20 protein-coding genes are annotated in these 24,930 nt (G+C 60.7%); 5 read left to right on the top strand and 15 right to left on the bottom strand.

The genetic code is table 11. The annotated features are described in order from the left end of the window. Positions 1–95: 95 nt before the first annotated feature. Positions 96–1,469: an ISL3 family transposase gene (locus tag AAY81_RS01515; RefSeq protein WP_066660379.1), complete on the top strand. Its 1,374-nt coding sequence runs from the start codon at positions 96–98 to the stop codon at positions 1,467–1,469. 108 nt (positions 1,470–1,577) lie between these two features. Here AAY81_RS01515 and AAY81_RS01510 read toward each other — a convergent pair whose 3' ends face one another. Together AAY81_RS01510 and AAY81_RS01505 are read right to left on the bottom strand one after the other, a co-directional pair. Next, the gene (locus AAY81_RS01510) at positions 1,578–2,525 is read right to left on the bottom strand and encodes a sensor histidine kinase (RefSeq protein ID WP_240480606.1); all 948 of its coding nucleotides are present in this window, start codon (positions 2,523–2,525) and stop codon (positions 1,578–1,580) included. Positions 2,526–2,618: 93 nt separating this feature from the next. Next, positions 2,619–3,308, bottom strand: coding sequence for a response regulator transcription factor (locus AAY81_RS01505; RefSeq protein ID WP_066660542.1), 690 nt, complete (start codon positions 3,306–3,308; stop codon positions 2,619–2,621). Between the two features lie 130 nt (positions 3,309–3,438). Between AAY81_RS01505 and AAY81_RS01500 the strand changes: the two genes are divergently transcribed. Continuing rightward, positions 3,439–4,209, top strand: a complete 771-nt coding sequence (locus tag AAY81_RS01500) for a type III pantothenate kinase (RefSeq protein WP_066660539.1) — start codon at positions 3,439–3,441, stop codon at positions 4,207–4,209. A gap of 529 nt (positions 4,210–4,738) precedes the next feature. Here AAY81_RS01500 and AAY81_RS01495 read toward each other — a convergent pair. The 9 genes from AAY81_RS01495 to cysK all read right to left on the bottom strand — a co-directional run bounded on the left by AAY81_RS01495 (position 4,739) and on the right by cysK (position 15,603). Beyond that, the gene (locus AAY81_RS01495; protein ID WP_066660536.1) at positions 4,739–5,311 is read right to left on the bottom strand and encodes a biotin transporter BioY; all 573 of its coding nucleotides are present in this window, start codon (positions 5,309–5,311) and stop codon (positions 4,739–4,741) included. Positions 5,312–5,408: 97 nt separating this feature from the next. Further along, a complete protein-coding gene (locus tag AAY81_RS01490; protein ID WP_066660534.1) occupies positions 5,409–6,773 on the bottom strand; it encodes a DHA2 family efflux MFS transporter permease subunit in 1,365 nt (454 codons plus the stop codon). A 25-nt stretch (positions 6,774–6,798) separates the two neighbouring features. After that, on the bottom strand, positions 6,799–8,304 hold the full coding sequence (locus AAY81_RS01485) for an MATE family efflux transporter (RefSeq protein WP_369677324.1): 1,506 nt from the start codon (positions 8,302–8,304) through the stop codon (positions 6,799–6,801). A 282-nt stretch (positions 8,305–8,586) separates the two neighbouring features. Then, positions 8,587–9,897: a dihydropteroate synthase gene (gene folP, locus AAY81_RS01480; protein WP_066660530.1), complete on the bottom strand. Its 1,311-nt coding sequence runs from the start codon at positions 9,895–9,897 to the stop codon at positions 8,587–8,589. A gap of 24 nt (positions 9,898–9,921) precedes the next feature. Then, complete coding sequence (gene ftsH / locus AAY81_RS01475; protein ID WP_074777316.1) at positions 9,922–12,129, bottom strand: ATP-dependent zinc metalloprotease FtsH; 2,208 nt, start codon at positions 12,127–12,129, stop codon at positions 9,922–9,924. Positions 12,130–12,168: 39 nt separating this feature from the next. After that, positions 12,169–12,729, bottom strand: coding sequence for a hypoxanthine phosphoribosyltransferase (gene hpt, locus AAY81_RS01470; RefSeq protein ID WP_177168527.1), 561 nt, complete (start codon positions 12,727–12,729; stop codon positions 12,169–12,171). A gap of 171 nt (positions 12,730–12,900) precedes the next feature. Beyond that, complete coding sequence (locus AAY81_RS01465; RefSeq protein ID WP_066660528.1) at positions 12,901–13,515, bottom strand: Maf family protein; 615 nt, start codon at positions 13,513–13,515, stop codon at positions 12,901–12,903. A 2-nt stretch (positions 13,516–13,517) separates the two neighbouring features. Further along, entirely contained in the window at positions 13,518–14,645 is a 1,128-nt protein-coding gene (gene tilS / locus AAY81_RS01460; RefSeq protein ID WP_066660525.1) for a tRNA lysidine(34) synthetase TilS, read from the bottom strand. 4 nt (positions 14,646–14,649) lie between these two features. Continuing rightward, complete coding sequence (gene cysK, locus AAY81_RS01455) at positions 14,650–15,603, bottom strand: cysteine synthase A (protein ID WP_066660523.1); 954 nt, start codon at positions 15,601–15,603, stop codon at positions 14,650–14,652. Between the two features lie 138 nt (positions 15,604–15,741). Between cysK and AAY81_RS01450 the strand changes: the two genes are divergently transcribed. Both AAY81_RS01450 and rlmD read left to right on the top strand, forming a co-directional pair. Continuing rightward, entirely contained in the window at positions 15,742–16,512 is a 771-nt protein-coding gene (locus AAY81_RS01450; protein ID WP_082867795.1) for a tyrosine-protein phosphatase, read from the top strand. 46 nt (positions 16,513–16,558) lie between these two features. Further along, complete coding sequence (gene rlmD / locus AAY81_RS01445) at positions 16,559–17,965, top strand: 23S rRNA (uracil(1939)-C(5))-methyltransferase RlmD (RefSeq protein ID WP_240480605.1); 1,407 nt, start codon at positions 16,559–16,561, stop codon at positions 17,963–17,965. Here the strand turns inward: rlmD and AAY81_RS01440 are convergent. Beyond that, complete coding sequence (locus tag AAY81_RS01440) at positions 17,962–19,101, bottom strand: DNA/RNA non-specific endonuclease (RefSeq protein ID WP_066660517.1); 1,140 nt, start codon at positions 19,099–19,101, stop codon at positions 17,962–17,964. The genes rlmD and AAY81_RS01440 overlap by 4 nt on opposite strands. Positions 19,102–19,286: 185 nt before the next feature. Between AAY81_RS01440 and AAY81_RS01435 the strand changes: the two genes are divergently transcribed. Next, the gene (locus AAY81_RS01435; RefSeq protein ID WP_066660515.1) at positions 19,287–20,156 is read left to right on the top strand and encodes a zinc ribbon domain-containing protein; all 870 of its coding nucleotides are present in this window, start codon (positions 19,287–19,289) and stop codon (positions 20,154–20,156) included. A gap of 59 nt (positions 20,157–20,215) precedes the next feature. On the opposite strand, the gene AAY81_RS01430 is transcribed toward AAY81_RS01435, so the two are convergent. The 3 genes from AAY81_RS01430 to leuS all read right to left on the bottom strand — a co-directional run bounded on the left by AAY81_RS01430 (position 20,216) and on the right by leuS (position 24,793). Next, positions 20,216–21,397 carry a pyridoxal phosphate-dependent aminotransferase gene (locus AAY81_RS01430; RefSeq protein WP_066660514.1) on the bottom strand — a complete coding sequence of 394 codons (1,182 nt, stop codon included), beginning with the start codon at positions 21,395–21,397 and terminating at the stop codon, positions 20,216–20,218. A 132-nt stretch (positions 21,398–21,529) separates the two neighbouring features. Beyond that, positions 21,530–22,222, bottom strand: a complete 693-nt coding sequence (locus AAY81_RS01425; protein ID WP_240480604.1) for a SanA/YdcF family protein — start codon at positions 22,220–22,222, stop codon at positions 21,530–21,532. A gap of 6 nt (positions 22,223–22,228) precedes the next feature. Beyond that, the gene (gene leuS / locus AAY81_RS01420; protein WP_066660513.1) at positions 22,229–24,793 is read right to left on the bottom strand and encodes a leucine--tRNA ligase; all 2,565 of its coding nucleotides are present in this window, start codon (positions 24,791–24,793) and stop codon (positions 22,229–22,231) included. Positions 24,794–24,930: the final 137 nt, after the last annotated feature.

Below are 24,930 nucleotides of genomic sequence, written 5' to 3'. Positions count from 1 at the left end.
CGATCTGGAACTGAAACGGCCCCGGGAGGGGCCGTTTCCGCGTCATCCGCCTATGATTGCTAAGCCAAATTCAGACAACCGAAGAGGTGTGACGCATGAAGAGTCTACTACTTCTCGCCCTCGGTCTGGCCCGCACGGTCGTCCTGGGCGCGCGCATCGAGGCCGAGCGCATCGTCGTGAGCGTCCGGCCCTACAAGCGCGAGCAGCGCCGCTGCCCCGTATGCGGCAGGGCCTGCGACTTCTACGACATGGCGAACCGCGGGGCCCCCAGGCTGTGGAGGGCGATGGACCTGGCGCGCTCGGCCTGCTACCTGGAGTACGCGCCCTGCAGGGTGCGCTGCCCGGAGCACGGCGTGCGCACCGAGGCCGTCCCCTGGGCGCGGCACGGGGCGCGCTTCACGCGTGACTTCGAGGACTGGGTGGCGTGGCTGGCGGTCCGCTGCACCGCCTCGGCGGTCTCCGAGCTCGCCCGCGTCGAGTGGCACAGCGTGGGCGGCGTGTGCAGGCGCGTCTACGCCGAGCTGGAGGCCGCGCGCGGCGCCTCGAGGTTCGACGGCGTGCGCCGCATCGGCATCGACGAGACGTCGTACAAGAAGGGCCACAAGTACGTCACGGTGGTCGTCGACCACGACCGCGGCTGCCTCATCTGGGCGCACGAGGGCACCGGCAAGGACGTGCTCAACCTGTTCCTCGACGAGCTCACGCGCGAGCAGAGGCGCGCCATAGAGGTGGTGACCGCCGACGGCGCGAGGTGGATAAGGCAGCTGGTCAAGCGCCGCTGCCCCAACGCGAGGTGGGTCATGGACCCCTTCCACGTGGTCCAGTGGATGAACGACGCGCTCGACGCCGTGCGCTGCGAGGAGTGGAACGCCGCCAGGGCCGCCGCCAGGGCCGCCAGGCCCAGGCCCGAGGGCAAGCGCGGCAGGCCTGCCAAAGGCGAGCTGCCGCCCGAGGAGGTCAGGGCGCTCGAGGAGGAGGCGGCCTCCATCAAGGGCAGCCGCTACGCGCTCGTGAAGAACCCCGAGGACCTCACCGACGGCCAGAGGGCGAGGCTCGAGGCGCTCAAGAAGAGGGCCGGCTCGCGGCTGGTCAGGGCCTGGGAGCTCAAGGAGGACCTGCGGGCCGTCTTCCGGGCAGCCGACGGCTCCGAGGCCGCCGAGCTGCTCGACGACTGGATGCACAGGGCCGCCTACTGCAAGATCGCCAAGGTCGTCGCCGTGGAGAAGAAGGTGCGCCGCCGGCGCGACGACATCATCGCCGCAGTCGAGCTCGGCATCAGCAACGGGCGCGTAGAGGCCATCAACAACAAGATCAAGGTGACGGTGAGGATGGGCTACGGCTTCCGCAACACCGACAACCTCGTGGCCCTGCTCATGCTCAGGTGCGGCGACTGCCAGCCCCAGCTCCCGGGTCGCCCGGTGAAGGCGAGGAAGAAGGGCGTGAAGGGAGCGAAGAGCGTTGCTGCCTAGGCTAGCCCCTTGTCACACAAACTACCGAAGCCTCCAAAAATGGCACGATAGGGGTGATGCCCTGTACGCCGGCACGCGAGACGCGCGGAACGTTTCAACGGTGAGCGGTTAGGAGGCGCTGCCCACGCTGGGGATGGCCACGATGAAGCACGCACCGCCCTCGGGCAGATTGTATGCCTCGACCGTGCCGTCGTGAGACTCCACAACGCTCTTCACAATGGCCAAGCCCAAGCCACTGCCACCCGTGTTGCGGGCGCGACTGAAGTCGGTGCGATAGAAGCGCTCAAATAGCATCTTCGGATCCACGTCGCCGAAGCCCGTACCGTCGTCTTTCACGGCGATGACGGAATTTCCCTTCACGCCATACAGTTCCACGCGGATGTGGCCACCTGGCTCCACGAAGCGACTCGCATTGTCCACCAGGTTCGAGACGACCTGCTTCAGGCGATCCCAATTGCCCAGCACATCGGGCGCTTCGCCCGTGATCTCGACGTTCGCCTGTCGGTCGGCCAGCACCGGAGCCAGGGCATCCACCGCTTCCTGGGCAAGCGGCTTCAAGTTGATGCGCTTGAAGTTAAGCACATGGCTGTCGCCTTCGATGTGCTGCAACGAGAGCAAGTCGTTCGTAAGGCGCGTAAGGCGTTCCGTTTCCCGAATGATGGTGTTGCAGAACTTATCGTGCAACTCGGGAGGCAGGTCGGGATCGGATAGGAGCTCGGCATTGCCATGGATGGCCGTAAGCGGCGTGCGCAGTTCGTGAGCGACGTCGCCCACGAACTGAACCTGTTGCTTTTCCCTGCGAGACAAGTCGGCGCATTGGGCATACGAGGAATCGAGTAGGTCCTTGAAGTCGACGGCCAAGTCATCGGCTTCGCGCAGCGCCCCGCGCCTGCGGAAATTCACGTTCGCATCTCCCGCGCGGTACGCCTTGATGGCGTCACGCAAATCGGATAGCGGCTGTCCCATGAAGTGACCCACCACAAGCGAGAACATGAAGATCGCCAGCGCCAGCGGCACGATAAGGCTGAACGTAAACGCATCGATGGCGCCGTACACGCTCGCGATGACAAGAATGGCCGCGCAAGCGAATATGCAGATCAGCGTGACGAAGCACGCGAAATATGTTGAGAGTTTATTCGTGAGGCGCCCCTATGCACGGAAGCGATACCCGTAACCGCGCACCGTTTCCACGATGGCGGCGTCGTAGCCCGCCTGGGAGATCTTATCGCGCAGGCGCTTGATGTGCGTGTCGACCGTCTTCGTTTCGGTGAGGTATTCCCAGCCCCACGCATCACGCAGCAGGTCTTCGCGGGAGACCACATTACCCGCGTGCTTCATGAGCGCGGCCAGCAATTCGAACTCTCGCGGCGTGAGATCAATGGGGCCCGATTCGCCCACAGCGGTGTGAGCATCTTCGTCGAGCGTGATACCGCTTGCCGTAATGGCATGGCTCTGTTCCATCTGGCCAGTGCCGCGGCGAAGCAGGGCGCGCACGCGCGCCACGAGCTCGCGCAGGCCAAACGGCTTGCTCAGGTAGTCGTCGCCTCCAATTTCCAGGCCGACGACCTTGTCGAGTTCCGTGTCTCGCGCAGAGAGGAACAGCACCGGGGCGCTCGTCTTGCTGCGCAGGCGGCGGCATAGTTCGTAGCCGTCCATGCCGGGAAGCATAATGTCGAGAATGAACAGGTCGTAGTCGTTCTTCCCCGCCATGGCCAAGGCGTCTTCGCCATTGCTTGCCACGTCAGGCTCGAACCCTTCCTTCTTCAGTGCGTATCCGACGAAATCGGTGATGGTCTGCTCGTCGTCTACTACGAGGATGCGCGCTGCGTTATCGTTCATGGGCTGCTCCTTGACTATGTTCGCCGATAGGACACGTGCCGAATCGGAAGGTGAACAGAAGTTTTTCTTGAGCTCGTATTATCATATCACCCAAAATACAATTTCGAACCGCTAAGGGGCTGACACGTACATGTTACTTACCATCGACGTAGGCAACACGCATACCGTTCTCGGTGTATACGAGGGTGAAGAGTTGCTGCATATGTGGCGCGTGCAGACCGATGCCCAACAGACCTCCGACGAGGCGCGTGTGGCGCTGAACGGCCTGTTCCAAATGGCGGACATCGAAGCGCGCCAGATTTCTGGCATTGCCCTTGCCACAGTGGTTCCCAGCCTGAACCGCCTGTGGCACACCGTTGGAAAAACGCTGTGCCACTGCCCTGTCGTGTCGGTTGACGCAAACGTGGTAGCCGACATGATTGACACTTCGGGATACGGCGGCACGCCTGGTGCCGACCGTCTGGCCGACGCCGTAGCCGCACGCGCGCTCTATGGCAGCCCCGCCATCGTGCTCGACCTGGGCACTGCAACGAACATCGAAGTCATCGACGAAAACGGACATTTCCTAGGTGGCGCCATAGCCCCGGGCATCCAAACGTCCATCGAGGGGCTGGTGAACCGCACGGCCCTGCTCCCCGACGTCGAGCTCGCCGACCCGGGATGCGCCATTGGCAATTCCACGGTGAAGGCCATCCAGATTGGCGTCGTATACGGCCAGGTAGATGCTATCGACGGCATGGTGCGCCGTATCTGGAAGCAACTCGGCACCGAAACGCCCGTCATCGCTACCGGCGGCTTCGGCTATCTCATGTCGAGCCTGTCGCAAACCGTAACCGACGTGAATCCCGAGCTCACGCTCCAGGGCCTCCGCCTCATCTACCAGGCAAAGGCAGAGCTGTAAGCAACCTCCCCTGCGCTGATGGAACGATTGAACGGATGCGCGCCAAAGACGCTCCGGGAGCTTCTTTGGCAAAATCAACGGAAAATATTGCAAATATTCGTCGTCGTACAGGCTTGACGAGGAATATCGGGGCGAAGTCTGCGATTTGAGCGGCAAAATTCGGGCTTGCCGACCCCCTCCCAATCCATTTCCCCAGGTTGCATCTTTGAGATGAAACCGCCCGGCCCCAAGGAACCTGTACGACGACGAATTTTTTCACTTTCAGTCGTCGTTTTTGCCCAACTCGCCCTTCGCTCGCATCGAACACCCATCCTCACCCGCATCGAAGCCTTAACTCGGCATCGCCTAAGGCACCCCAGACATACGACAACCTCCCCTTTCCGCATAAAAGAGAGGGGAGGTTGTGTAAAAGCAATCGAAGCGAACGCGCGGGGCCCGAGCTATTCCACTCGGCAATGCCCGGGGCATTCCATCCGCTCAGCACCGGCGACACCCCTGCCACCTGGCACTGTTGAGCATCAATCGAAAACTATGCAGCCTGAACCTGGGGCTTCACCTTGTCGGTAACAGCCTTGCGCACGGCATGCGCAGCGGGAACGGCAAGCACGATCTTGATGATGTCGATAACGATGAACGGTGCGACGGCGCCTACGAACGCAGCCTCGGGCGTCATGCCCGTAGACGTCATGAGCCAGAACCAGCCCATCGCGTAGCTAATTACCAGGTAAATTGCCGCGGCAACGTATTCGAACACGATGGAGCGCTTGCCCGTCACGCGCAAAAACACGATAGCCACAGCGGCAGCAACGAAGAAGCTCCAAAGAAAGCCGCCCGTAGGGCCAAGCAGTGCGGCCATGCCACCCTTCATCCCCGAAAACAGGGGCAGGCCGATACCACCCAGCACCAAGTATGCGGCAATAGCCGAAAGACTCTCGCTCGGCTTCAGCGCAAGCAGCAGAAAAACGATGACGAACGTCTGCATGGTGAACGGTACGGGGCCGAGCGGAACGGTAATCCACGCGGATACCGTCAGCAGGGCAACCGACAGCCCGACAAACGCAATGGAACGCGTACGTGATACGGCCGATGAACGAGTTTGCATGTTCTCTTCTTCCTCTCTATTAGCGAACGCGGTTCACTTTAGTAGAGTGAAGCGGTATTGTAAACCTGTTTTTCGTTATAGGTTTACAATCGTCAAACTATTTCCTCACCAGGGCGAAAGACATCACCATCAGAATGAGCGAACAGGCTAGCGAGAAATAGATAGCGCAATTCACGCCGAATGCCGTAACGGAACCCACCTCGCCACCAATGGCCATGAGCAGCACCATGATGCTCGTACCAAACGCAGCCGCAATCTGGCGCACAGCATTGCTCACGCTTGTGCCATCGGCGACGATGGACTCGCTCAAATTACGCACGCTCCACGTGGTAAGCGGCTGAATAAGCGAACTGATGCCAAAGGCCCGAACTGCCTGCCACGCCATAACCAGCGCCAGAGAATCCATGTTGCCCAGGTCATACATACCCAGCGTGCCAATCACGAGCAGGGCAGAGCCCACGCACGTTACGCATCGCGCACCAATGCGGTCGTAGAGGATACCCGACACCGGGTTCATGATGAACGCGGCAACCGTGCCGGGCAGCAGCGACATGCCCGCTTCGAGCGCAGAACGACCATGCACGCTCTGCAGCTCCAAGGGCAACACGAGCGTAACGCCAATGAACGCACTGAAGAGCAGGCAGGTCATGATGGTGCCCAGCGTAAAATCGCGGTTCTTGAACGGCTCGAGAGAAAGCAGCGGATTCGACACCCTCGACTCGCGATGCACGAACCACACCATCGACGCGACGCCTACCAGCAAGGGAACGATGCACTGCCACCCCATGCCGAACGAGGAAATGTTCGAGACGCCCATGAGCAGGCCGCCGAATGCCAACGTGGAGGCAATGAGCGAGAGCGCATCCAAGCCCGACGCGCCATGTTGGGTGCTGCTCTTATGCATGGCGAAGCACGATAGGAGTGCAATGAGCGCCGAAATGCCAGCGAAGCACCAGAAGGCTGCGCGCCAATCCCACGCCTGAATGAGCACGCCCATGATGGTGGGGCCAATGTTGGGAGCGAACCCCATGGCCAGCCCCACGAACCCCATGATGGTGCCCCAGCGCTCGCGCGGGAACTTCTTGAAGACCACCACCTGCACCATGGTGAGCATGATGGCCACGGCAATACTTTGGAGGACGCGCCCCAGAAAGACTACGGGGAAGAGCGTAGCGAGAGCGATTACCACGCTGCCAAGCGAAAAGAGCAGCGAGCTGGCAACGAACAACGCCTTGGTGCTGAATCGCCGCGAAAGAAAGGCCACGAGTGGCATAACGATGCCCAGCATGAGCTGGAATACGGTCACCAGCCACTGAGCAACATCGGTGGTGATGGCCAGGTCGGTCATCACGGAGGGAAGCGCGGTGTTCATGCCCGTTTGGGCCATGCCTCCCAAGCTAGACCCAAGCACCATAAGAGCCAAGGCAAAATACGAAAACCCGTTCTTGCGCTCAGCTCTCATGGTGCATCCTTATTGTCGTCGTCGATTAGAAGGCGGCAGCTTCGAGCTCGCCCGACTCCAAGCGCTTCATGCGCCTGAGCTCGACAAGCATGAAAATTACCGTGGTGAAGATGGCCAGGAAGTCGGCCATGGGCACCGCGAAGTACAGGGCGTCAAGGCCAGAATACTGCGGCATGATCTGCGGGAGCAGCTCGGGCAGCAGAATGTACAGCGGAATGAGGAACAGCACCTGACGCGTGAGCGAGAGGAACGCGCTCTTCACGGGCTGGCCCGTGGCCTGGAAGTAGTTGGAACCAATGATCTGGAACGCAACGAACGGCAGCAAGATGAGCTGCACCTTCAGCGCGAAGACGGTGAACTCGATGAGCTCGGGGTCTTCCAAGCCGAATGCGCCCACGATCTGGTTGGGCCACAGATGCACGGCAGCCCACATGGCAACGGCGATAACGGTACCACCCAGCATGCCCTGGAACAACGTGGTGCGCACGCGCTTGAACAGGTGAGCACCGTAGTTGTAACCCAGCAGCGGCTGCAGCGCGACGGCCACGCCAATGAGCGGGAAGATTGTGAACATGGCCACGCGGCTTACCACGCCGATGCTGGCCAGCGCCGCGTCCTGCCCCAGAGCGCTCTGCGCGCCATACTTCACCAGCAGGTTGTTCAGCACGAAGTTGACCACGGCAGCAGCAGCCTGAATGGCAAAGCTGGCAAAGCCCAGCGACAGGATCAGGCGAACCGTGCGGCGCTCGAGCTTCATGAAGCGCTTGTGCAGCTTCATGGGGACGTTCTTGGTGAAGATAAAGAACCAGAGCACGCTTACGCAGCTTGCCGCCTGGCCCGCAAGCGTGGCGCATGCGCTACCGGCAATGCCCCAGCCCAGCACGATAACGAACAGGTAGTTGAAGATGACGCACACTACGGCGCCGATAATCATGGTGCCCAGTGCGCGATTGGGATTGCCCGACGTACGAATGAAGTTGTTCACGCCCATGCCGATGCACTGCAGGAAGAAGCCCAGCGAAATGATCTGGATGAACGTCTTGGAATACTCCCACACCTCGGTCGTAGTGCCCGAAATGGAGAGCAGGCCGTTGATGCACGGCGGGACAAACGCGAGCAAGGCAACGATTGCGCTCACGATAAGGGAGAGCGTGACGGTGTTGCCCAGGCTGCGCTCGGCGCCCTGACGATCGCCCTCGCCCATGCGAAGCGCGGCAAGTGCATTGCCGCCATTGCCGATGAGCATGGAAATGGCCATGAAGACGATCATGATGGGCACGGCGGCGGTAACCGCGGCCTGGCCCGTTTCGTGCATTGCGCTACCCAGGAAGATCGAATCGATGATGTTATACGCCCCGTTCACCACCATGCCGATGATGCTAGGGATGGCAAACTCGGTGATCAAGCGCGGAATGCTGGCGCTTCCCATGCGATTGACCTTGTCGTCACGCCCCGGATTCTTCGGATCCTGCCCTACGGGCGCTCCCGTGCTCGACGCCGAGTCAAACAGATCGTTTCGTTCTTCCGCCACAATACCCCTATCTTACTTATCGTTGTGTAATGCTCACCTAGCTTACTCCGTTTAGCCAAGCTTGCGAGAACGCGCACAATAGACGCATAGCCGCAATGTAATGCTATACATGAGGTGCCATTTTGTGTATAATATACGCTTGGGTTTAGAGTTATGGAAGCCCAGCCTATGCGACGTTCCAAATCCTCCCCAAAAACCGCAACGTCACACTGGGTTACTGAAGCGCAGGGGCGAAGGCCTCCCCTGCGCTTCTTGTTTCCTCTATTCAGATGAAATACGCGACTAGCGAATCTTCTGCGCGGCGCCCACGGTTACCGTGTCGAGCGTAACGGGCGTGCCATCGGAAAGAATATGACGTGGCAGCAGCTCGAGGAGCGGCTTCACCACGAAATCGCGCTCGGTGAGCAACGGATGCGGCAGCGTAAGCTGCTCGTCGTCGGACACGTAAAGCTGATAATCCAGAATGTCGATGTCGCACGTACGCGGACCGTTCTTCACGGTGCGCACGCGACCCAGGCTATCCTCCACGGCATGCAAATACTGCAGCAGATCACGCGGCGCCAAACCCGTGCGCAGCAGAACGACCGCGTTCACGAATGCATCCTGGTCTTCCAGATACGCAGGCTCGCTGGCGTAGAAGCTAGAGCAGTCGATCATCTGGGTGTCGGGCATCATGCAGATAGACGAAATCGCCTGATTGAGCTGAGCAATCTTAGCTTCCTGTTCCTGGCCGCGCTCGCCCACGAGCGCCACGTTGCAGCCCAGTCCCAGCAAAACGTAGGGTCGAATGGCCGCCAGCTTTTCCACGGTAAGGGGCACGTTGTGCATGCGAACAACGCTTGCGCCCAGTTCGCAGGCCATGAGGGCTTCCTCGACGCTCGCTTCGTCGCGGTCGCGCGGATCCTCGATGCCGTAGGCGTAGCCAATGTAGCTCTTACGCGAGGGGGCAGCCACGACGGGATACCCCGTGCGCACGAACTCGTGGAGGTTGCGCATGAGTTCGATGGTCTGCTTGGGCGTCTTGCTGAAGCCCGGACCGGGATCGATGGCAATGCGATCGCGCGCAATACCCTCCTCTTCGAGCATGCGGCAGCGCTGTTCAAGATAGTCGCGCACTTCGGCAACCACGTCATCGTACTGCGTAAACTGCTGCATGGTAGCCGGTTCGCCCTGCATGTGCATGACAATGAGGCCCGCTTCGCATTCCTGGGCCACGCGCACCATGTCGGAAGAGCTGAAGCCCGAGATGTCGTTGATAATGGCAGCGCCCGCTTCCACGCAAGCACGCGCAACGGACGCGTGGCGTGTGTCGACGCTTACGCACACGCCCTGCCGAGCCAAGCCGCGCACGACGGGAAGAACGCGATCGAGCTCTTCCTGCGGACTCACGGGCGTGGAACCGGGACGCGTGGACTCGCCGCCCACGTCGATAATGAACGCGCCGGCTTCCTTCATGGACAGGCCGGCGGCAATGGCCTCTTCCGCATTGGCATACGAACCACCATCGGAAAAGGAATCAGGAGTGACATTCAGGATGCCCATGACGACGGGCATCCTGGAATCGAAGCTAAAAGAACCACAACGCCAAATCACAGGCGTACCTCACTTGAAAAAGAACTACTGATTGTTGGAAGAGGGCGAATCGGAACCCTCGCCCGCATGCGGATGCTGGGGCTTCGGCGCATACGGCACGCCCGGAGCGCCCGAACCCGGCTGGGCGGGAGGCTGCGGGGTCTGCGTCTGCGTGGCAACGGGAGCGGGAGCCTCTTCGGGCGCAACGACCGTGGTAGCCGCGCGCTCGCGTTCGGCCTTGCCGGCTTCGCTCTGCTCGTGCTCTAGGTAAGCGCTCCACTCGTTGTCGAGCAGCGCCTGGCAGGCTTCGCCGTCGATCGTCTCGCGCTCGAGCAGCACGGATGCCATGAGGTTCATCTGCTCCTTGTGGCTGGAGAGAATCTCGTAGGCGGTATCGTGCGCATGCTTCATGAGACGTGCGACTTCGTCGTCGATGCGACGAGCCGTTTCCTCGGAGTAGTCCTGCGTGTTGCCATAATCGCGACCCAGGAACACCTCGTGGTTCGGCTGGCCGAAGATCTGCGTACCCAGCTCGGCGCTCATGCCGTACTGCGTGACCATCTGGCGAGCCATCTTGGTAGCGCGCTCGAGGTCGTTGCTGGCGCCCGTGGTGATGTCGTCGCAGAAGATTTCCTCGGCGACGCGACCGCCCAGAAGCACGGCCAGTTCCTGCATCATCTCGTTGCGGCTGTTCAGCACCTTGTCTTCCTTGGGAATGGACAGAGTGTAGCCCAGGGCGCGACCGCGGCTGACAATGCTGATCTTGTGCACCGGATCGGCCAGCGGAAGCGTATGGCCTACCAGGGCATGACCGCTCTCGTGGAAGGCGATGGTCATCTTCGTCTGGTCGTCCATCACGCGACCCTTGCGTTCGGGGCCGGCGATGACGCGTTCCATGCTGTCCTGAACTTCTTCCATGGAAATGACCTTCTTGTTGCGACGAGCGGTAAGAAGGGCACTCTCGTTCAGAAGGTTTGCCAGGTCGGCACCCGTGAAGCCAGGCGTGAGCTTGGCGATCTTGGGCAGGTCGACGTCCTGCGCGATAGGCTTGCCCTTCGCATGAACGTTCAGAATCTTCTCGCGGCCACGCACGTCGGGCACGTCAACCACGATCTGGCGGTCGAAGCGGCCGGGACGCAGCAGGGCCGGGTCGAGTACGTCGGAACGGTTGGTGGCCGCGATGAGGACCACGGAGTCGTTGGCCTCGAAGCCGTCCATTTCCACGAGCAGCTGATTGAGCGTCTGCTCGCGCTCGTCATGACCGCCGCCCAGGCCCGTGCCACGCTGGCGACCCACGGCGTCGATCTCGTCGATGAACACGATGGCGGGAGCAGCTTCCTTGGCCTGCTTGAACAGGTCGCGCACGCGGCTTGCGCCCACGCCCACGAACATTTCCACGAAGTCGGAACCCGAAATGCTGAAGAAGGGAACGCCCGCCTCACCGGCAACAGCACGTGCAAGCAGCGTCTTACCGGTACCCGGAGGACCCACCAGCAGGCAACCACGGGGAATCTTCGCGCCAATGTCCTGGTACTTCTTCGGGTTGGCCAGGAAGTCGCGGATTTCCTGCATCTCCTCGACGGCCTCGTCGACGCCAGCAACGTCGTCGAACTTCACGTCGGGGCGCTCTTCGGAAGCCATCTTCGCCTTCGTCTTGCCGAAGGACATCTGAGAGCTATTCGCCTTGTTCATCTGGTAGAACATCCAAACGAAGAAGACGGCGATGAGAATCATGGGCAGATACGACAGCAGGCCGGAAAGCAGGCCGGAAGGCAGCGTAACCTGGTAGCTGATGTTGGGATGGGCGGCCATGAGCTCGCCCAGCGAATCCTGGCCCACCCACGTTGCCGTGTAATTGCGCTCCGTGCCCAGATTCTGCACGTCGAGCGCGTTGGTTTCGACCGTGTTGGAAATGGAAGACTCGTCGTTGGTGTGCAGCGTACCCAGAGCCGAGGAAAGCGCCTGGAAAGCCGTGTTGTACGCTTCGCTGGTGGTGCCACCCGCAGTTGCCGCGGGATAGTACGTGCCGGAAACGGTGTCGGACCCTGCATCGAACGTGACGTCTTGCACGCGGCCCTCGTTCACGGCGGCGATGAACTCACTCGTCTTCAGGGTGTCGGTCTGGCGCGTTTCCGCCTGATGACCAATACCCGTGAGCTGCGAACCCAGGAACAGGAAAATGAGAACCATGAGGATCGTCCAGACGACGGTCGTCCTGGAACTGGGCTTAATAGGCGGTTTCTGATCTGGCATGTGGTATGTACTTCCTTGCTGTCCGAATGGAAGTTCGGGCTATTTCTCGTAAACGCTCTTCTTCAGAACGCCGATGTAAGGCAGGTTGCGATAGCGTTCGGCGTAGTCGAGACCGTAGCCGACGATAAACTCGTCGGGGCATTCGAAGCCCACATAACGGCAGTCGATCTTCGCCTGCTGGAGCGTCTTCTTGCGCAGCAACGTGGCAACCTCGATGGAGGCTGGGTTGCGCGCCTGCAGGTTACGGATAAGGTAGCTGAGCGTAAGGCCGCTATCGAGGATGTCTTCGGCGATGAGCACGTGACGGCCTTCCACCGAGGAGGTAAGATCCTTCAGGATGCGCACGATACCGGAGCTCTTCACGCCGTTACCGTAGCTGGAAATGGCCATGTAATCCATTTCGAGGGGAAGCTCGATTTCGCGAACCAGATCGGCCATGAAAATGGCGGCGCCACGCAGCACCGAAATGACAAGCAGGCTCTCGCCTTCGTGGTCGGCGGTAATCTGGCGACCCATCTCGCAAATTCGATTGTGCAGATCTTCTTCCGTGAACAGAATGCGGTCTACATCTTCATGGATATCCTGGAACGACAAAGCCATTACCTCTTCCTGATTACGCCATGAGCAGAAGCGCACGGCGCCACAAACTACACTCGGTTTCTGAGTGTAGCAAATCCCCCCAGTCCCTAACTCGACAAACAGGTAACGGCACGCTATTGAGCACGTTATTTACACGCTGGACACGCCACGTAGCGGACCTGCGGCTAAACGCTATTCGGCAAGCGCGGGAACAAGGTGCAGCAACGTGGAAACTGGAAGCCCCACGATGTTGTCGTAATCGCCTTCGTAGCCGGCAACGAGCTTGGCCCCCTCGCCTTGGATGGCGTAGGCGCCCGCCTTGTCGAAGCTTTCGCCGCAAGCCAGATAATCGGCGATTTCCTGGCTGGAGAGCGGCTTGAACGTGACTTCGCTGGTCTCGGAGAACGCACGGCGCGCAATGGACACGTGGCCCTCTTCGTCGGGGCTGAGCATCCATACGGAAACGCCCGTAATGACCTGGTGCGTTGCACCCTGAAGCTGCTGCAGCATGTGGGTGCCCTCTTCAAGCGAGCGGGGCTTACCAAAGATGCGTCCGTCCTTCACGACCATGGTATCGGCGCCAATGACGGCCACGGGCTGGTTGAGCGGACGCGGGACCGCCAGAAGCAACTGAACCACGGAACCGGCCTTGCGGTCGGCAAGCGTACGAGCCGCCTTCGACGGGTCGGCGAGCTCGGATTCGGTAAGCTCTTCGGTGGCCTCGCTGGGGATTACGCGAAACGTTACGCCCGCCCTCTTCAGGATCTCGCGACGACGAGGACTTCCCGAAGCAAGAACGATTTCCACTACTACCTCTTCCTGCGCGCGCGAAACGCGCTCATTGGCTCGATGCGTACACCCCGCTTGTTTGCGGAAACGGCGAGGTCACCCTGTATGTTGGCGGTATACCCCGACACCGGGGCCTGGCCATCATACGCCTGGCACACCGCCTGAACGGAGGTGGATTCCACGCGGACCTCGTCGCCCAGCATAAGCTGCAGGACGTTTGTAATGCAACGCCTTACCAGGGGTTTCGGCTGAATCGCCATACCGGGCCCCAGAAGGCAGCCTTCGGAATAACGCGGCTCGGACGATTCGCTGAGCCAGGAAACGAAACGATTCTGCACGTCGAGCGCCATGCCTTCGAGCATGTCGTCCTCGTCGGCAATGAGGTTCATGGAGCGGCACAGCGTGTCGAGCAGACGCGGGTTGCGCTCCTTGGCAACGGGCACGATCTTGTGGCGCACGTACGCACGAAAACGATCGGTGTGCGCGTTGGTGGCATCTTCGCGCCACAGGTTGCCCTGAGGGTCGCGCACCAGGACGACGCTTTCGTCCTCGGCGGAATCGAGCTCACGCATGCCCAGGTAGGCACGCAGATCGTCGCGCGAAACGTCGAGGCAGGGGCGCACGATGGAGCCGTTGCGATAGCGCATGGAGCGGAACCCGCCCGGGCCCGTTCCCACGATGGAGCGCATATAGAAGTTCTCGACTCGGTCGTCTTGCGTATGCGCCGTGAAGATGCGCCCCTCGGAAAGCGGCGCGCCCACATGAAGGCACAGGCTTTCCAGCGCCTCGTTGGCAGCCTGATAGCGTTCCTGACGAGCGACGGCTTCCATGTTGTCGCCCGTCATCTGCACCAGGCGGGGAATATCGACCTGCACCATGAACAGCGGAATGCGAAGGGCGCCGGCCAGGGACCGCACGAACTCCGCATCACCGTCGGATGCCTCGCCGCGAAGATTGTGGTTCACATGCAATATGGCAAGCTGGCCCAAACCCCCTTGGCGATGCAAATCGGCCGCCAAGTACGCAAGCGACGTGGAATCGGAGCCACCCGACACCATGAGCAGCACGGGAGTATCGGGGCCAGCAAGCCCCTTTTCCTGGATGGTGCGCGCGAAGCGAACCTGCGTGGTTTCCTTTGACGCGGACACGCAACTACCCCAACCCGTGGAACAGGTCGGTAGACAGATAACGCTCGCCCGTGTCGACCGCAAACGTGACGATGGTGGAGCCACGAGCCTCGCGATCGCTCTCGATGAGCTCGAGCACGGCAGCCAGGTTCGCGCCCGTGGAAATGCCCACAAGCAGGCCTTCGTCGCGCGCGGTACTGCGGGCGGCCTCGATGGCGTCTTCGGTGGGAACCTGAAGCGCACCCGCCAAGGCCCCCAGATCGAGCGTTTCGGGAATGAAATTGGCGCCAATGCCCTGAATGCCATGAGCATGCGGCGTAAGCTCTTCCCCGGCAAGCGCCTGCGAGATGATGGGGCTTTCCGCCGGTTCCACGGCATAACACTTCGTGCGGGCATGTTTCTGCGCGAAGTAATGCGCGCAGCCCGAAATGGTGCCACCCGTGCCCACACCCGCGAGCACGTAATCGGGGTCGAAGCCCAGCTGCTCGAAGATTTCAGGAGCCGTAGTGCGCTCGTGAGCCAATGGGTTGTTCGGATTGGTGAACTGCCCCACGATCCAGCCAGAGTGGAACGAATCGCGCAGCTCTTCCGCCTTGGCGACGGAGCCCTGCATGCCCAGTTCGGCAGGCGTAAGGACCACTTCCGCACCATAGGCGGCCGCAAGCTTGCGGCGTTCCACGCTCATGGATTCGGGCATGACCAGAATGACACGATAGCCGCGCACGGCGCCGATCATGGCGATGGCAATACCCGTATTGCCACTGGTGGGTTCGATGAGAACGCTACGAGAAGGGGCGATGATGCCCTCGCGTTCTGCACGATTGATCATCCAGAGCGCGGCGCGATCCTTCAGCGATGCGCCTGGATTTGCCGCCTCGTACTTCACAAGCACCCGAGCCCCTACTTGCTCGGAAAAGCTACGAAGTAGAATGAGCGGAGTACGCCCAATGGCGTGTGTGAGTTCGCTGGTTCCCTGCATAGCAGCCCCCTTTCCCAGGCAAACATATTGGACCCATCATACTGCTGTGGAGATTAGATGGGAACACATTTTCAGCAGAAAAAGGAAGCGGCAAATGTGCGCCCTAACTGGTCAAATGTGGTAGTATTGCACTAGCATATGAGAGACTTACCGCACATAATGAACTTCCGCGATTTGGGCGGAATGGCCACGAGCGACGGCTACATCATCAAGCCGCGCAAGCTCTACCGTTGCGCCGCGCTGGGCGCCACCGACGCAAACGAACGTGCCCTGCTAGCTGGATACTACAACGTGGGAACCGTTATCGACCTGCGCACGGGCCTGGAACGCAATAGCAATCCCGACCCCGACCTACCCGGCGTCACGCACCTGGAAGTACCCCTCATGCCAGTAAGCGCGCTGAGCATCACGCTGGAAGATTACAATTGGCAGGAGCTTCTACGCGGTACCTGGAGCCCCGACCTGTACGACGCATGTGCGCTCTACCGCAAGATGGTAAGCCCCACCATGGCGCCTCGCTGGCATCAGATTTTCCAAGTCCTGCTGGAAGCAGGCGACCAAGCCGTCCTATGGCATTGCACGAACGGAAAGGACCGCACGGGCGTCGTGGCGGCCGTGGTGCTGCTGGCGCTCGGCATCCCCGAGGAAACGGTGCTGGCCGATTACATGGATTCGAATTCCGGCCTGGCAGATTATCGCGCGAAGATCCTGCAGGACGCACGCGATCGCGGCGTTGAACCCAGCATGACGCACCGCATGGGCCCCCTGCTCGAAGCGCGTTACGAGCACATCGCCGCCGCAATAGAGGCAATCGACGGGAACTTCGGCGACTTTGCCGGCTTCCTGGAAGACGTGTGTGGCGTAGGCCTGGCTGAAGAGGACACGCTTCGCTCCATCTTCCTGCAATAACTATGGGCCCCGAACGTGCTCGCGCAAAATATGCCACAATAGCCGCATGAACGCGAAACACGAACACAAGCAATCCCATCGCAAGCACTCCCCCGCCCCCGCACGGGGCGACAAGAAGCGCAGCGAGAAACAAACGCGCCACGCCAAAGCCAACGCTCAGGCGAAGATGGGCAAGAAGCCCACGAGCAAAGCGCGTAATAACAAGCACGCGCAGGGCCCAAAGTCGCAGCTCTGCCCCGTTGCCGCCGAATGCGGCGCATGCTCGGCCATCCACGTGCCCTATCCGGAACAGCTGGCGAACAAGCAGAAGCGCATCGTCGACCTGTTCAGCGACCTAGCCGACGAATCATGCATGCTCGACCCCATTGCCGGAATGGAAGAGCCCCTGCACTACCGCAACAAGATCACCTCGCCCTTTGCACCTGGACGCGTGCAGAAAGGCGGGCGAGGGGGACAAGAGCGACGTCACGAGGTTCTCTGCGGCATGTACGCTGCACATTCGCACCGCATCATTCCCGCAGATACCTGCGCCGTCGAAAACGAAATCGGCCGTAAGGTTGTTGCGGCCATCAAAGCCATCATGGGCAAGTACGGTATTGAGCCATACAACGAAGACAGTGGCGCGGGATTCATGCGCCACGCCATCGTGCGCGTAGGCCACGAAAGCGGCGAGCTGTTGGTCACGCTCGTCACCAACAGCAAGCAGTTCCCCGGAGCGAAGAACTTCGCACGCGAGCTAAAGCGCCGTTGCCCCGCCATTACCACCATCGTGCAGAACGTGAACCTGCGCCAGACAAACGTCATCCTGGGGCAAGAGGAACACACCATCTACGGCCCGGGCTTCATCATCGACACGCTCTGCGGCCTTTCGTTCCGCATTTCCTCGCACTCGTTCTACCAGGTCAATTCCAAGCAAACCGAAGTCCTGTACCGCACCGCCGTACAGTTCGCGGGTCTGGCGGACGACAACGCCGAAGGCAGCCGAAACGATAGCATTACCGTGCTCGACGCATACTGCGGAACGGGGACGATTGGGCTCATTGCCGCAGCCGCTTCCGGCCGCGCGCAGGTCATCGGCGTGGACAGCGTTGATTCCGCCATTCGCGACGCACGCGCCAATGCCGCGCATAACGGCATCAAGAACGCGGAATTCGTTACCGCCGACGCGGGCGCATTCATGAAGCAATGCGCTGCGCAGAACCGCACCGTCGACGTGCTCATGATGGACCCGCCGCGTGCAGGTGCCAGCGAAGACTTCCTCGACGCCGTGAACGTGCTTTCGCCCGGCCGCATCGTCTACATCTCGTGCAATCCCACCACGCAGGCGCGCGACGTGGAATACCTACGCAAGTTCGGGTATCGCCCGAAGCGCATCCGCCCCGTTGACATGTTCCCCCACACCGACCATGTGGAGAACGTGGTTCTGCTGGAGCGAGAAGCCAATCTTTCCTAGGGTCGACAGTTCTTACACGGCTCGTAACCCTGCGCGATGAGCTCATCGCGCGTGCAATGCACTTCCTGCTTGTTCTTGGGGCTCATCTTCTTCACCGAAGAGCAATCCGGGTAGTGGAACTTATGGGTGTTGGTATTCATCACGTAGTCATGCGCTTCGGAAGTCGCTGATTGCTCCGGCTGCGCGCTCGATTCGGCGGGCGCAGATTGCTCCTGCTGCGCGCTTTCGCTCGAGCCGGAAGACGACCCCTGCCCCTCACTAGCAGCCGGTTCGGGCGCAGAACCATCGGATGCATACGCGCCCGTGGCGTAATCGATGACATACCCCTTTGCGCAGTTGTAGACTTCGACCTCTTCGTCGATGCTTCCATCCGAGGAGCGAATGTCCACGACGACCGAACGAGCTACCAGCTCATCGCCCACGTACAGGGGCGTCGCCGCATAATACACCGTTCCCTCGGGATGAGCTTCCAGCCAATCCCGCGCCTTCGTTTCAGCGTATGCCATACCTCCCGGCGTGGACGTCTGATCGTTGGCGCCCACATTCTGTGTGCGCGTGCCCGTGATGAGATTTTCAAGCGCCTCTTTACCGCCCAGCGACTTCGCGAGCAGATGGCTGCGATTGTAGAAATAGCCGTTGTAGGTCGTGCCATCAGGCATCTGAATGGACACCTGCTGGTTCTGCTGCCACCCCGAAGGATGCAGATCGCTCATGTCCTGACGCTCACGCGCCAGGCCAGCCTCCATCATAGAATACGTGACCACGGTGTACACGGCCCCAGCACGCGAATGGGAATCGAGGCCCTGATACGTCGCCACTCCCTCTTCCGCCGCGTAATCGCAGACCGCGGGGCCAACAACGCGATAGTAATCGGGCGAAGCCGCTTCATCCCATTCGGTGGGCGCAGCCAGGCGCTCGCCTGCTTGCGCAGAAGGATCCGCCTGCTCGGCAGAGTACGACGATCCCGAAGACTGCGTAGCAACCGTCTGCTGCGCTTCGGAAGACCCACTCGACGAATCGGCGCTACTGCATCCCGCAAGCGCCACCCCGCCAAACGAAAGGCACAAAGCAAGGACGGCAGCCAGCACGCGCGCGTAAAGAGCACGTGCCACGGCCGCATCATGAATACGATGCATGAATGTACCCCCTGTACATATGACCACTAAAGCCATCATACCAGGCAGAAACGCCTCCATAGTTTTGAAAACGTGACGCACGGTTCGTGACGATTCGGTACAGAGTTTTTCCGAAACCGTTATGGCACGTAAGATAGAAAGCCATGTATAACAACGACCGACACGCCAATCGAAACGGAGAACGAATGGCCGCGCATTTCTGCCCCGCTTGCGGTACGCCCCTGGATGAAGGGGCGCGCTTCTGCATGAACTGCGGAAAGGAAATCGTCCCACCCTCCGAGCTCGGGGCGCAGGCCGCATGGAGCGGCATCGAGAACATTCCCGAGCCGCTTTCGGAAGCAGGGGCGCAGGAAACCATGGCTCCCGCGGCAACGCAAATGATGGACCCCGTTGCAAAGGCATCTCGCCTGGCGCACATCCCGCCCATCGAGCCCGCTTCAATCAACCGCGACGAAACGGCCGTCATCGCACCCAACCCGTCTTATGCCGTCGCCACAGGCATGGTCGATGCCGACAAGACGCAGATCCTTGCCGCGGCGGCTCCGCCCAACCCCTCCGTCTTTTCCCAGGCAGACCCAGGCGAACCCGACCTGAGCGGCTTCGACATCCCCGCTGCGCCACGGCCCGACACCTTCGGGCAAGACGAATGGGCCAGCGAACGTCCCGCGGGATGGACAAGTGGCATGACGCCCCAGGCAACCACCAACATGCCCCAGAGCGCACCCGCCGCCACCCCGGTCACGCGCAGCGGCACGGAGGTCATGGAGCCCATTGGGGTCGACGCCTACGGCTACGCGCAACCCGCCACGAACGCACGCACGTTCTCCTCGGAAAACACCGCGCGCAAGTCGTACGCAGGCCGCATCGCGCTCATCGTGATACTGGTCCTGCTCATCTTCGGGCTCGTGTACGTCATCCAGTTCAACCCGTATCTCTTCGAGAATCTGGGCTATTCAATTAGACAGGCATTCGGAGAAGCCGCCGCAAACGGCTTCGACGCCGCAGTCCAGGGCGCGCAAGACCTCATCGCCAACCTGGCAAATATGGCTCGATAGCAAAACGACCCCGCTGGCCTGCGCCAACGGGGTCGCTCTTTATACAACGAAAAGGCGAACTATTCGTAGTCGCGCTTCAACGCGCCAAAGGCCTCGCGCGAGTTGCGGATCGTTTCTTCCGCGATGCAGTAGCCCAGGCGCACCCAACCGCCCACGCCGAAGCTATCGCTGGGCACCAACAGAAGCTCATGCTCCTTTGCCTTGTCGCTGAACGCCTGCGCGTCGTCCTCAAGAGCCTTCACCCACAGGTAGAACGCACCTTGCGGCTCGATGTAGGTGTAACCGAACTCATCGAGGATATCGCAGAGAATCTGACGATTGCGCTCGTACGTGGCAATGTCGGCAGGCAGGTCGACGCAGCGCTCGATGATGCGCTGGAAAAGCGCGGGAGCGCAGATGAAGCCCAGCGCACGGCCGGCACCGGAAACGGCCTGCGTAAGCGCCACATGCTCGGTTGCCGTAGGCGGCACGAGCACGTAGCCAATGCGCTCGCCCGGCAGCGAGAGGCACTTGCTCCAGGAATAGCAGACAATCGTGTTGTCGTAGATGCTGGGCACCCAAGGCACTTCACGCCCGCCATACACGAGCTCGCGATAGGGCTCGTCGGCAATTAGGAAGATGGGGCGGCCATTCTGCTCGCTCTTGCGCGTAAGCACACTAGCCAGGCCCTGCAGGTTCTCCAGCGAGTACACAACACCCACCGGGTTGTTAGGCGTGTTGATGATAACTGCCTTCGTATGCGCAGTGATGGCGGCCTCCAGCGCGGGAAGGTCGATTTCGAAGTTATCGAGACGCGCGGGAACCTCCACAATGCGCGCGCCATGGGTTTCAATCCATACGCGATACTCGGGGAAGTACGGGCTGATGACAATGATTTCGTCGCCTGGCTCGATGATGGCCTTCAGGGAAATGCTGATAGCCGCAGCCGCGCCACACGTAAGGTAGAGATTCGAGGCGTCGTAGCTGGTGCCATGCTGGCGATTCAGAGAATCGGCGATGCGCTGGCGGATGTCGGGATCGCCCGCAGCCTGCGTGTACGCATGAATGGCAACCGGGTCGGCCTGACCGAGCTCGACCAAGGCACTTCCCACTTCCTCGGGAGCAGGCACGCTGGGGTTGCCGATGCTGTAGTCGAACACCTTATCTGCGCCAATAACCTTCTTGCGCTCGGCACCATACGCGAAGAGCGTGCGGATAGCCGACGGGGCCGCGCCCAGCGATTGCATCGTGGTATTCAACATGGCCGATTCCTTTCGCCGCTTTCACTGTTTGAATGAGTATGGTAGCACTTTCGCGTGATAAAGCGGTCGATTGCGACACGACGCCAACTGGATATCGGGAATTTCCATAGCCGCAGCCCGAAAGGGCAACCACTACCAGCTGGTAACATCCCCCGACTGGCTAAGGCTCACGGGCTCGCTCAGACGCGTGGCCTGCTGATTGGTAAGCACCTTGCCCATATCGCTGATGCGCGCAAACACCTCGCGAACGTCGAAGTACGTCTGCTTTGCATAGCTATGCAGGTCGCTGGAGACGCCCACGACTTGCATGCCAAAGGAACTGGCATCGAACAGCGCGCGATACTGGTGGTACTCCTGCGTAACCACAACCATGGAGGAAACGCCGAACACGTATTTCGCACGGTACATGCTGTCGTAGGTATTCAGGCCCGCATGATCACAGAAGACGTCTTCGCTGGGAACGCCCGCCTCGACGGCATAGCGTTTCATGTTCATGACCTCGTCATACGAGGAATCGCTCTCGTCGTCACCACTCATGATGATCTTCGGGGCCACGCCCGCCTTGTACAGGGCGATGGCCACATCCAGGCGATCCTGCAAAATAGTGGAAGGCTCACCATCGGATTGCACCGCCGCGCCCAGCACGAAAATACAGTCATACGTGGCAGTGCCCGCCTGCACAGACGCCTCCACGGCATCGCTTTCGCGCAGCTTTCCCACCTGCGTGGCGTATTCCCATGCATTAGGCACGAGAAGAACGGCGAGCGCCACCGCGATGATGGCGCCCACGATCCTGAATACGAGTTTGAAAACGAACCTAATCAAACGCACTTATTTAACGACCACATTCACGAGACGACCCGGAATGACAATGGCCTTCAGCACGTTCTTGCCTTCCGTGTAGGCGGAAATAGCCTCGAGGGCCTGCGCGCGAATGTCATCTTCGGCGGCAGAGGCGGCAACGTTGATGCGCGCACGCACCTTGCCGTTGATCTGCACGGCAAGTTCGACTTCGTCGGCCTTGGCGGCTTCGGGGTCGAACGTGGGCCATTCGGCGCGATGCACCGAGCCCTCGTTGCCCAGGGCGGTCTGCCACAGCTCGTCGGCCCAGTGGGGCGCAACGGGAGCCAGCAGACGCACGAGCACGCTTGCTACCTCAGCAGCCATGTCAGCGTATTCCGCTGCACGCTGCTCGGCGTTCGTAACGCGCAGAAACGCGCCCGCGGCGTTGGAAAGCTCCATGATGGCGGCGATGGCCGTGTTGAAGTTCGTGCGCTCGAAGTCGTCGGTGACCTTGCCCACCACGCGATGGCGCTCGCGCAGCAGCGTCTTGGCGGCATCGGCAGGTGCCGGAGCCTTCTTATCGTTTACGGCCTCGGGGTCGAACAGCGTTTCCTCGCCGGCGATACCCAGCAGGTCGTGTACCTGACGCCACACGCGCACCAGGAAGCGATGCACGCCGGCAAGGCCATCCTCGTTCCACAGCAGCTCCTTCTCGGGCGGAGCCATGAACAGGATGTACGCGCGCACGGCGTCGGCGCCATAGCGCTCGATCATGGTTTCGGGAGCGATGACGTTGCCCTTGCTCTTGCTCATGACGTCGCCATGCTCGTCGAGCACCATGCCCTGGCAGAGCAGGTTCGTGAAGGGCTCATCGAAATTCAGCAGACCGCAGTCGCGCAGCACCTTCGTGTAGAAACGGCTGTAGAGCAGATGCAGGATGGCGTGCTCGATGCCACCGATGTACTGGTCGACGGGCATCCAGCGATTCGCCTTCGCGGAATCGAAGGGAGCATCCTGGTTGTGCGGGTCGGTATAGCGCATGTAGTACCAGCTGCTGCACGTAAACGTGTCCATGGTGTCGGTTTCGCGCTTGGCGGGACCGCCGCACTTCGGGCACGTGCAAGAGCAGAATTCCTCATGGGAGGCAAGCGTCTCGCCTGCAGCCAGGTCGATGTCCTTCGGCAGCAGCACGGGAAGGTCCTCTTCGGGAACGGGCACGACACCGCATTCCGGGCAGTGGATGGCGGGAATGGGGTTGCCCCAATAACGCTGGCGAGAAATGAGCCAGTCGCGCAGGCGGAATTCCACCTTGCGCTTGCCGCGGCCCGCCTCTTCCAGCGCGGCCACGATGGCGGCCTCGCCTTCGGAATGCTTACCACCGCGCATACCCGTGTACGGGCCGCTCTGCACGAGCGTGCCCTCAGCATCCATGGCCTCTTCCCACGGAACCTCGGTGACAACACGATTCTTCTCGCCCGCCAGCTGTTCCATGAGCGGATCGTCGTCGCCCAGGATGATGGGGATGATGGGCAGGTTGTACTTACGCGCGAATTCGAAGTCACGCTGGTCGCCGCAGGGAACGGCCATGACGGCACCCGTACCATAATCGGCCACTACGTAGTCGGCAACCCATACGGGCACCTTCTGGCCGTTGATGGGGTTCACCACGTAACGGCCGGTAAACTCGCCATGCTTTTCGTGATCGCCCTGGGCACGCTGCACGGCGGTTACCTTCTTCGAGGCTTCCACCAAGTCCATAACGGGCTTTTCGTATTCCGTGCCCGCCACGAGCTCGGCCACGCGCGGATATTCCGGCGCCAGCACGAAGAAGCTGCAACCGAACAGCGTGTCGGCGCGCGTAGTGAACACGGTAATGAGATCGTCGGTTTCATTGCCATCGGCATCGCACAGGGCGAATTGAACTTCCGCGCCCTCGCTGCGACCGATCCAGTTGGCCTGCTGCTGCTTTACGCGCTCGGGCCAACCCTCCAGCTGATCGAGGTCGTCGAGCAGCTCCTGCGCGTAGTCGGTGATCTTGAAGTACCACTGCGTGAGGTCGCGCTTTTCCACTTCGCTATCGCAACGCCAGCAACGACCTTCGATGACCTGCTCGTTCGCCAGAACGGTCTGGCAACCCGGGCACCAGTTCACGGGAGAGTTGCGGCGCTCGACCAAACCGCGCTTCCAGAACTGCTCGAAGATCCACTGACCCCAACGATAGTACTCGGGGTCGCACGCAACCACGGTGCGGTCCCAGTCGTAGCTGAAGCCCATACGCTTGAAGCTGGCCTTCTGGGTTTCGATGTTGGCATACGTCCAGGTGGCGGGATGCGAATTACGCTTGATGGCCGCGTTTTCCGCAGGCAGGCCGAAGGCGTCCCAGCCCATGGGATGCAGCACGTCGAAGCCGCGCATGCGGTTGTAGCGAGCAACCACGTCGCCAATGGAGTAGTTACGCACGTGGCCCATATGAATATCGCCCGAAGGATAGGGGAACATCTCGAGCACGTACTTCTTGGGCTTGTCGGCGCTCTCGTTTACCTTGTCGAGCTCTGCATCGGCCCACGCCTGCTGCAGACGGGGCTCAATCTCGCGCGGATTGTATTCCTTCATGTGCATTCCTTCGTGCATCTGGTCGATAGTTTTCCCAATTATACGCATGTTTGAACACGATAGGCGCACCCACCCCGAAACCCACAATCGAAGGCAGAGAATGGCGAAAGCGCCCAGTCCTGCAGAGACCGGGCGCT

The sequence above is a fragment of the Denitrobacterium detoxificans genome (assembly GCF_001643775.1).
Lineage (GTDB): Bacteria > Actinomycetota > Coriobacteriia > Coriobacteriales > Eggerthellaceae > Denitrobacterium > Denitrobacterium detoxificans.
Note: the sequence above shows the minus strand (reverse complement) of the source record. Positions and strands in the feature narration are given on the sequence as shown.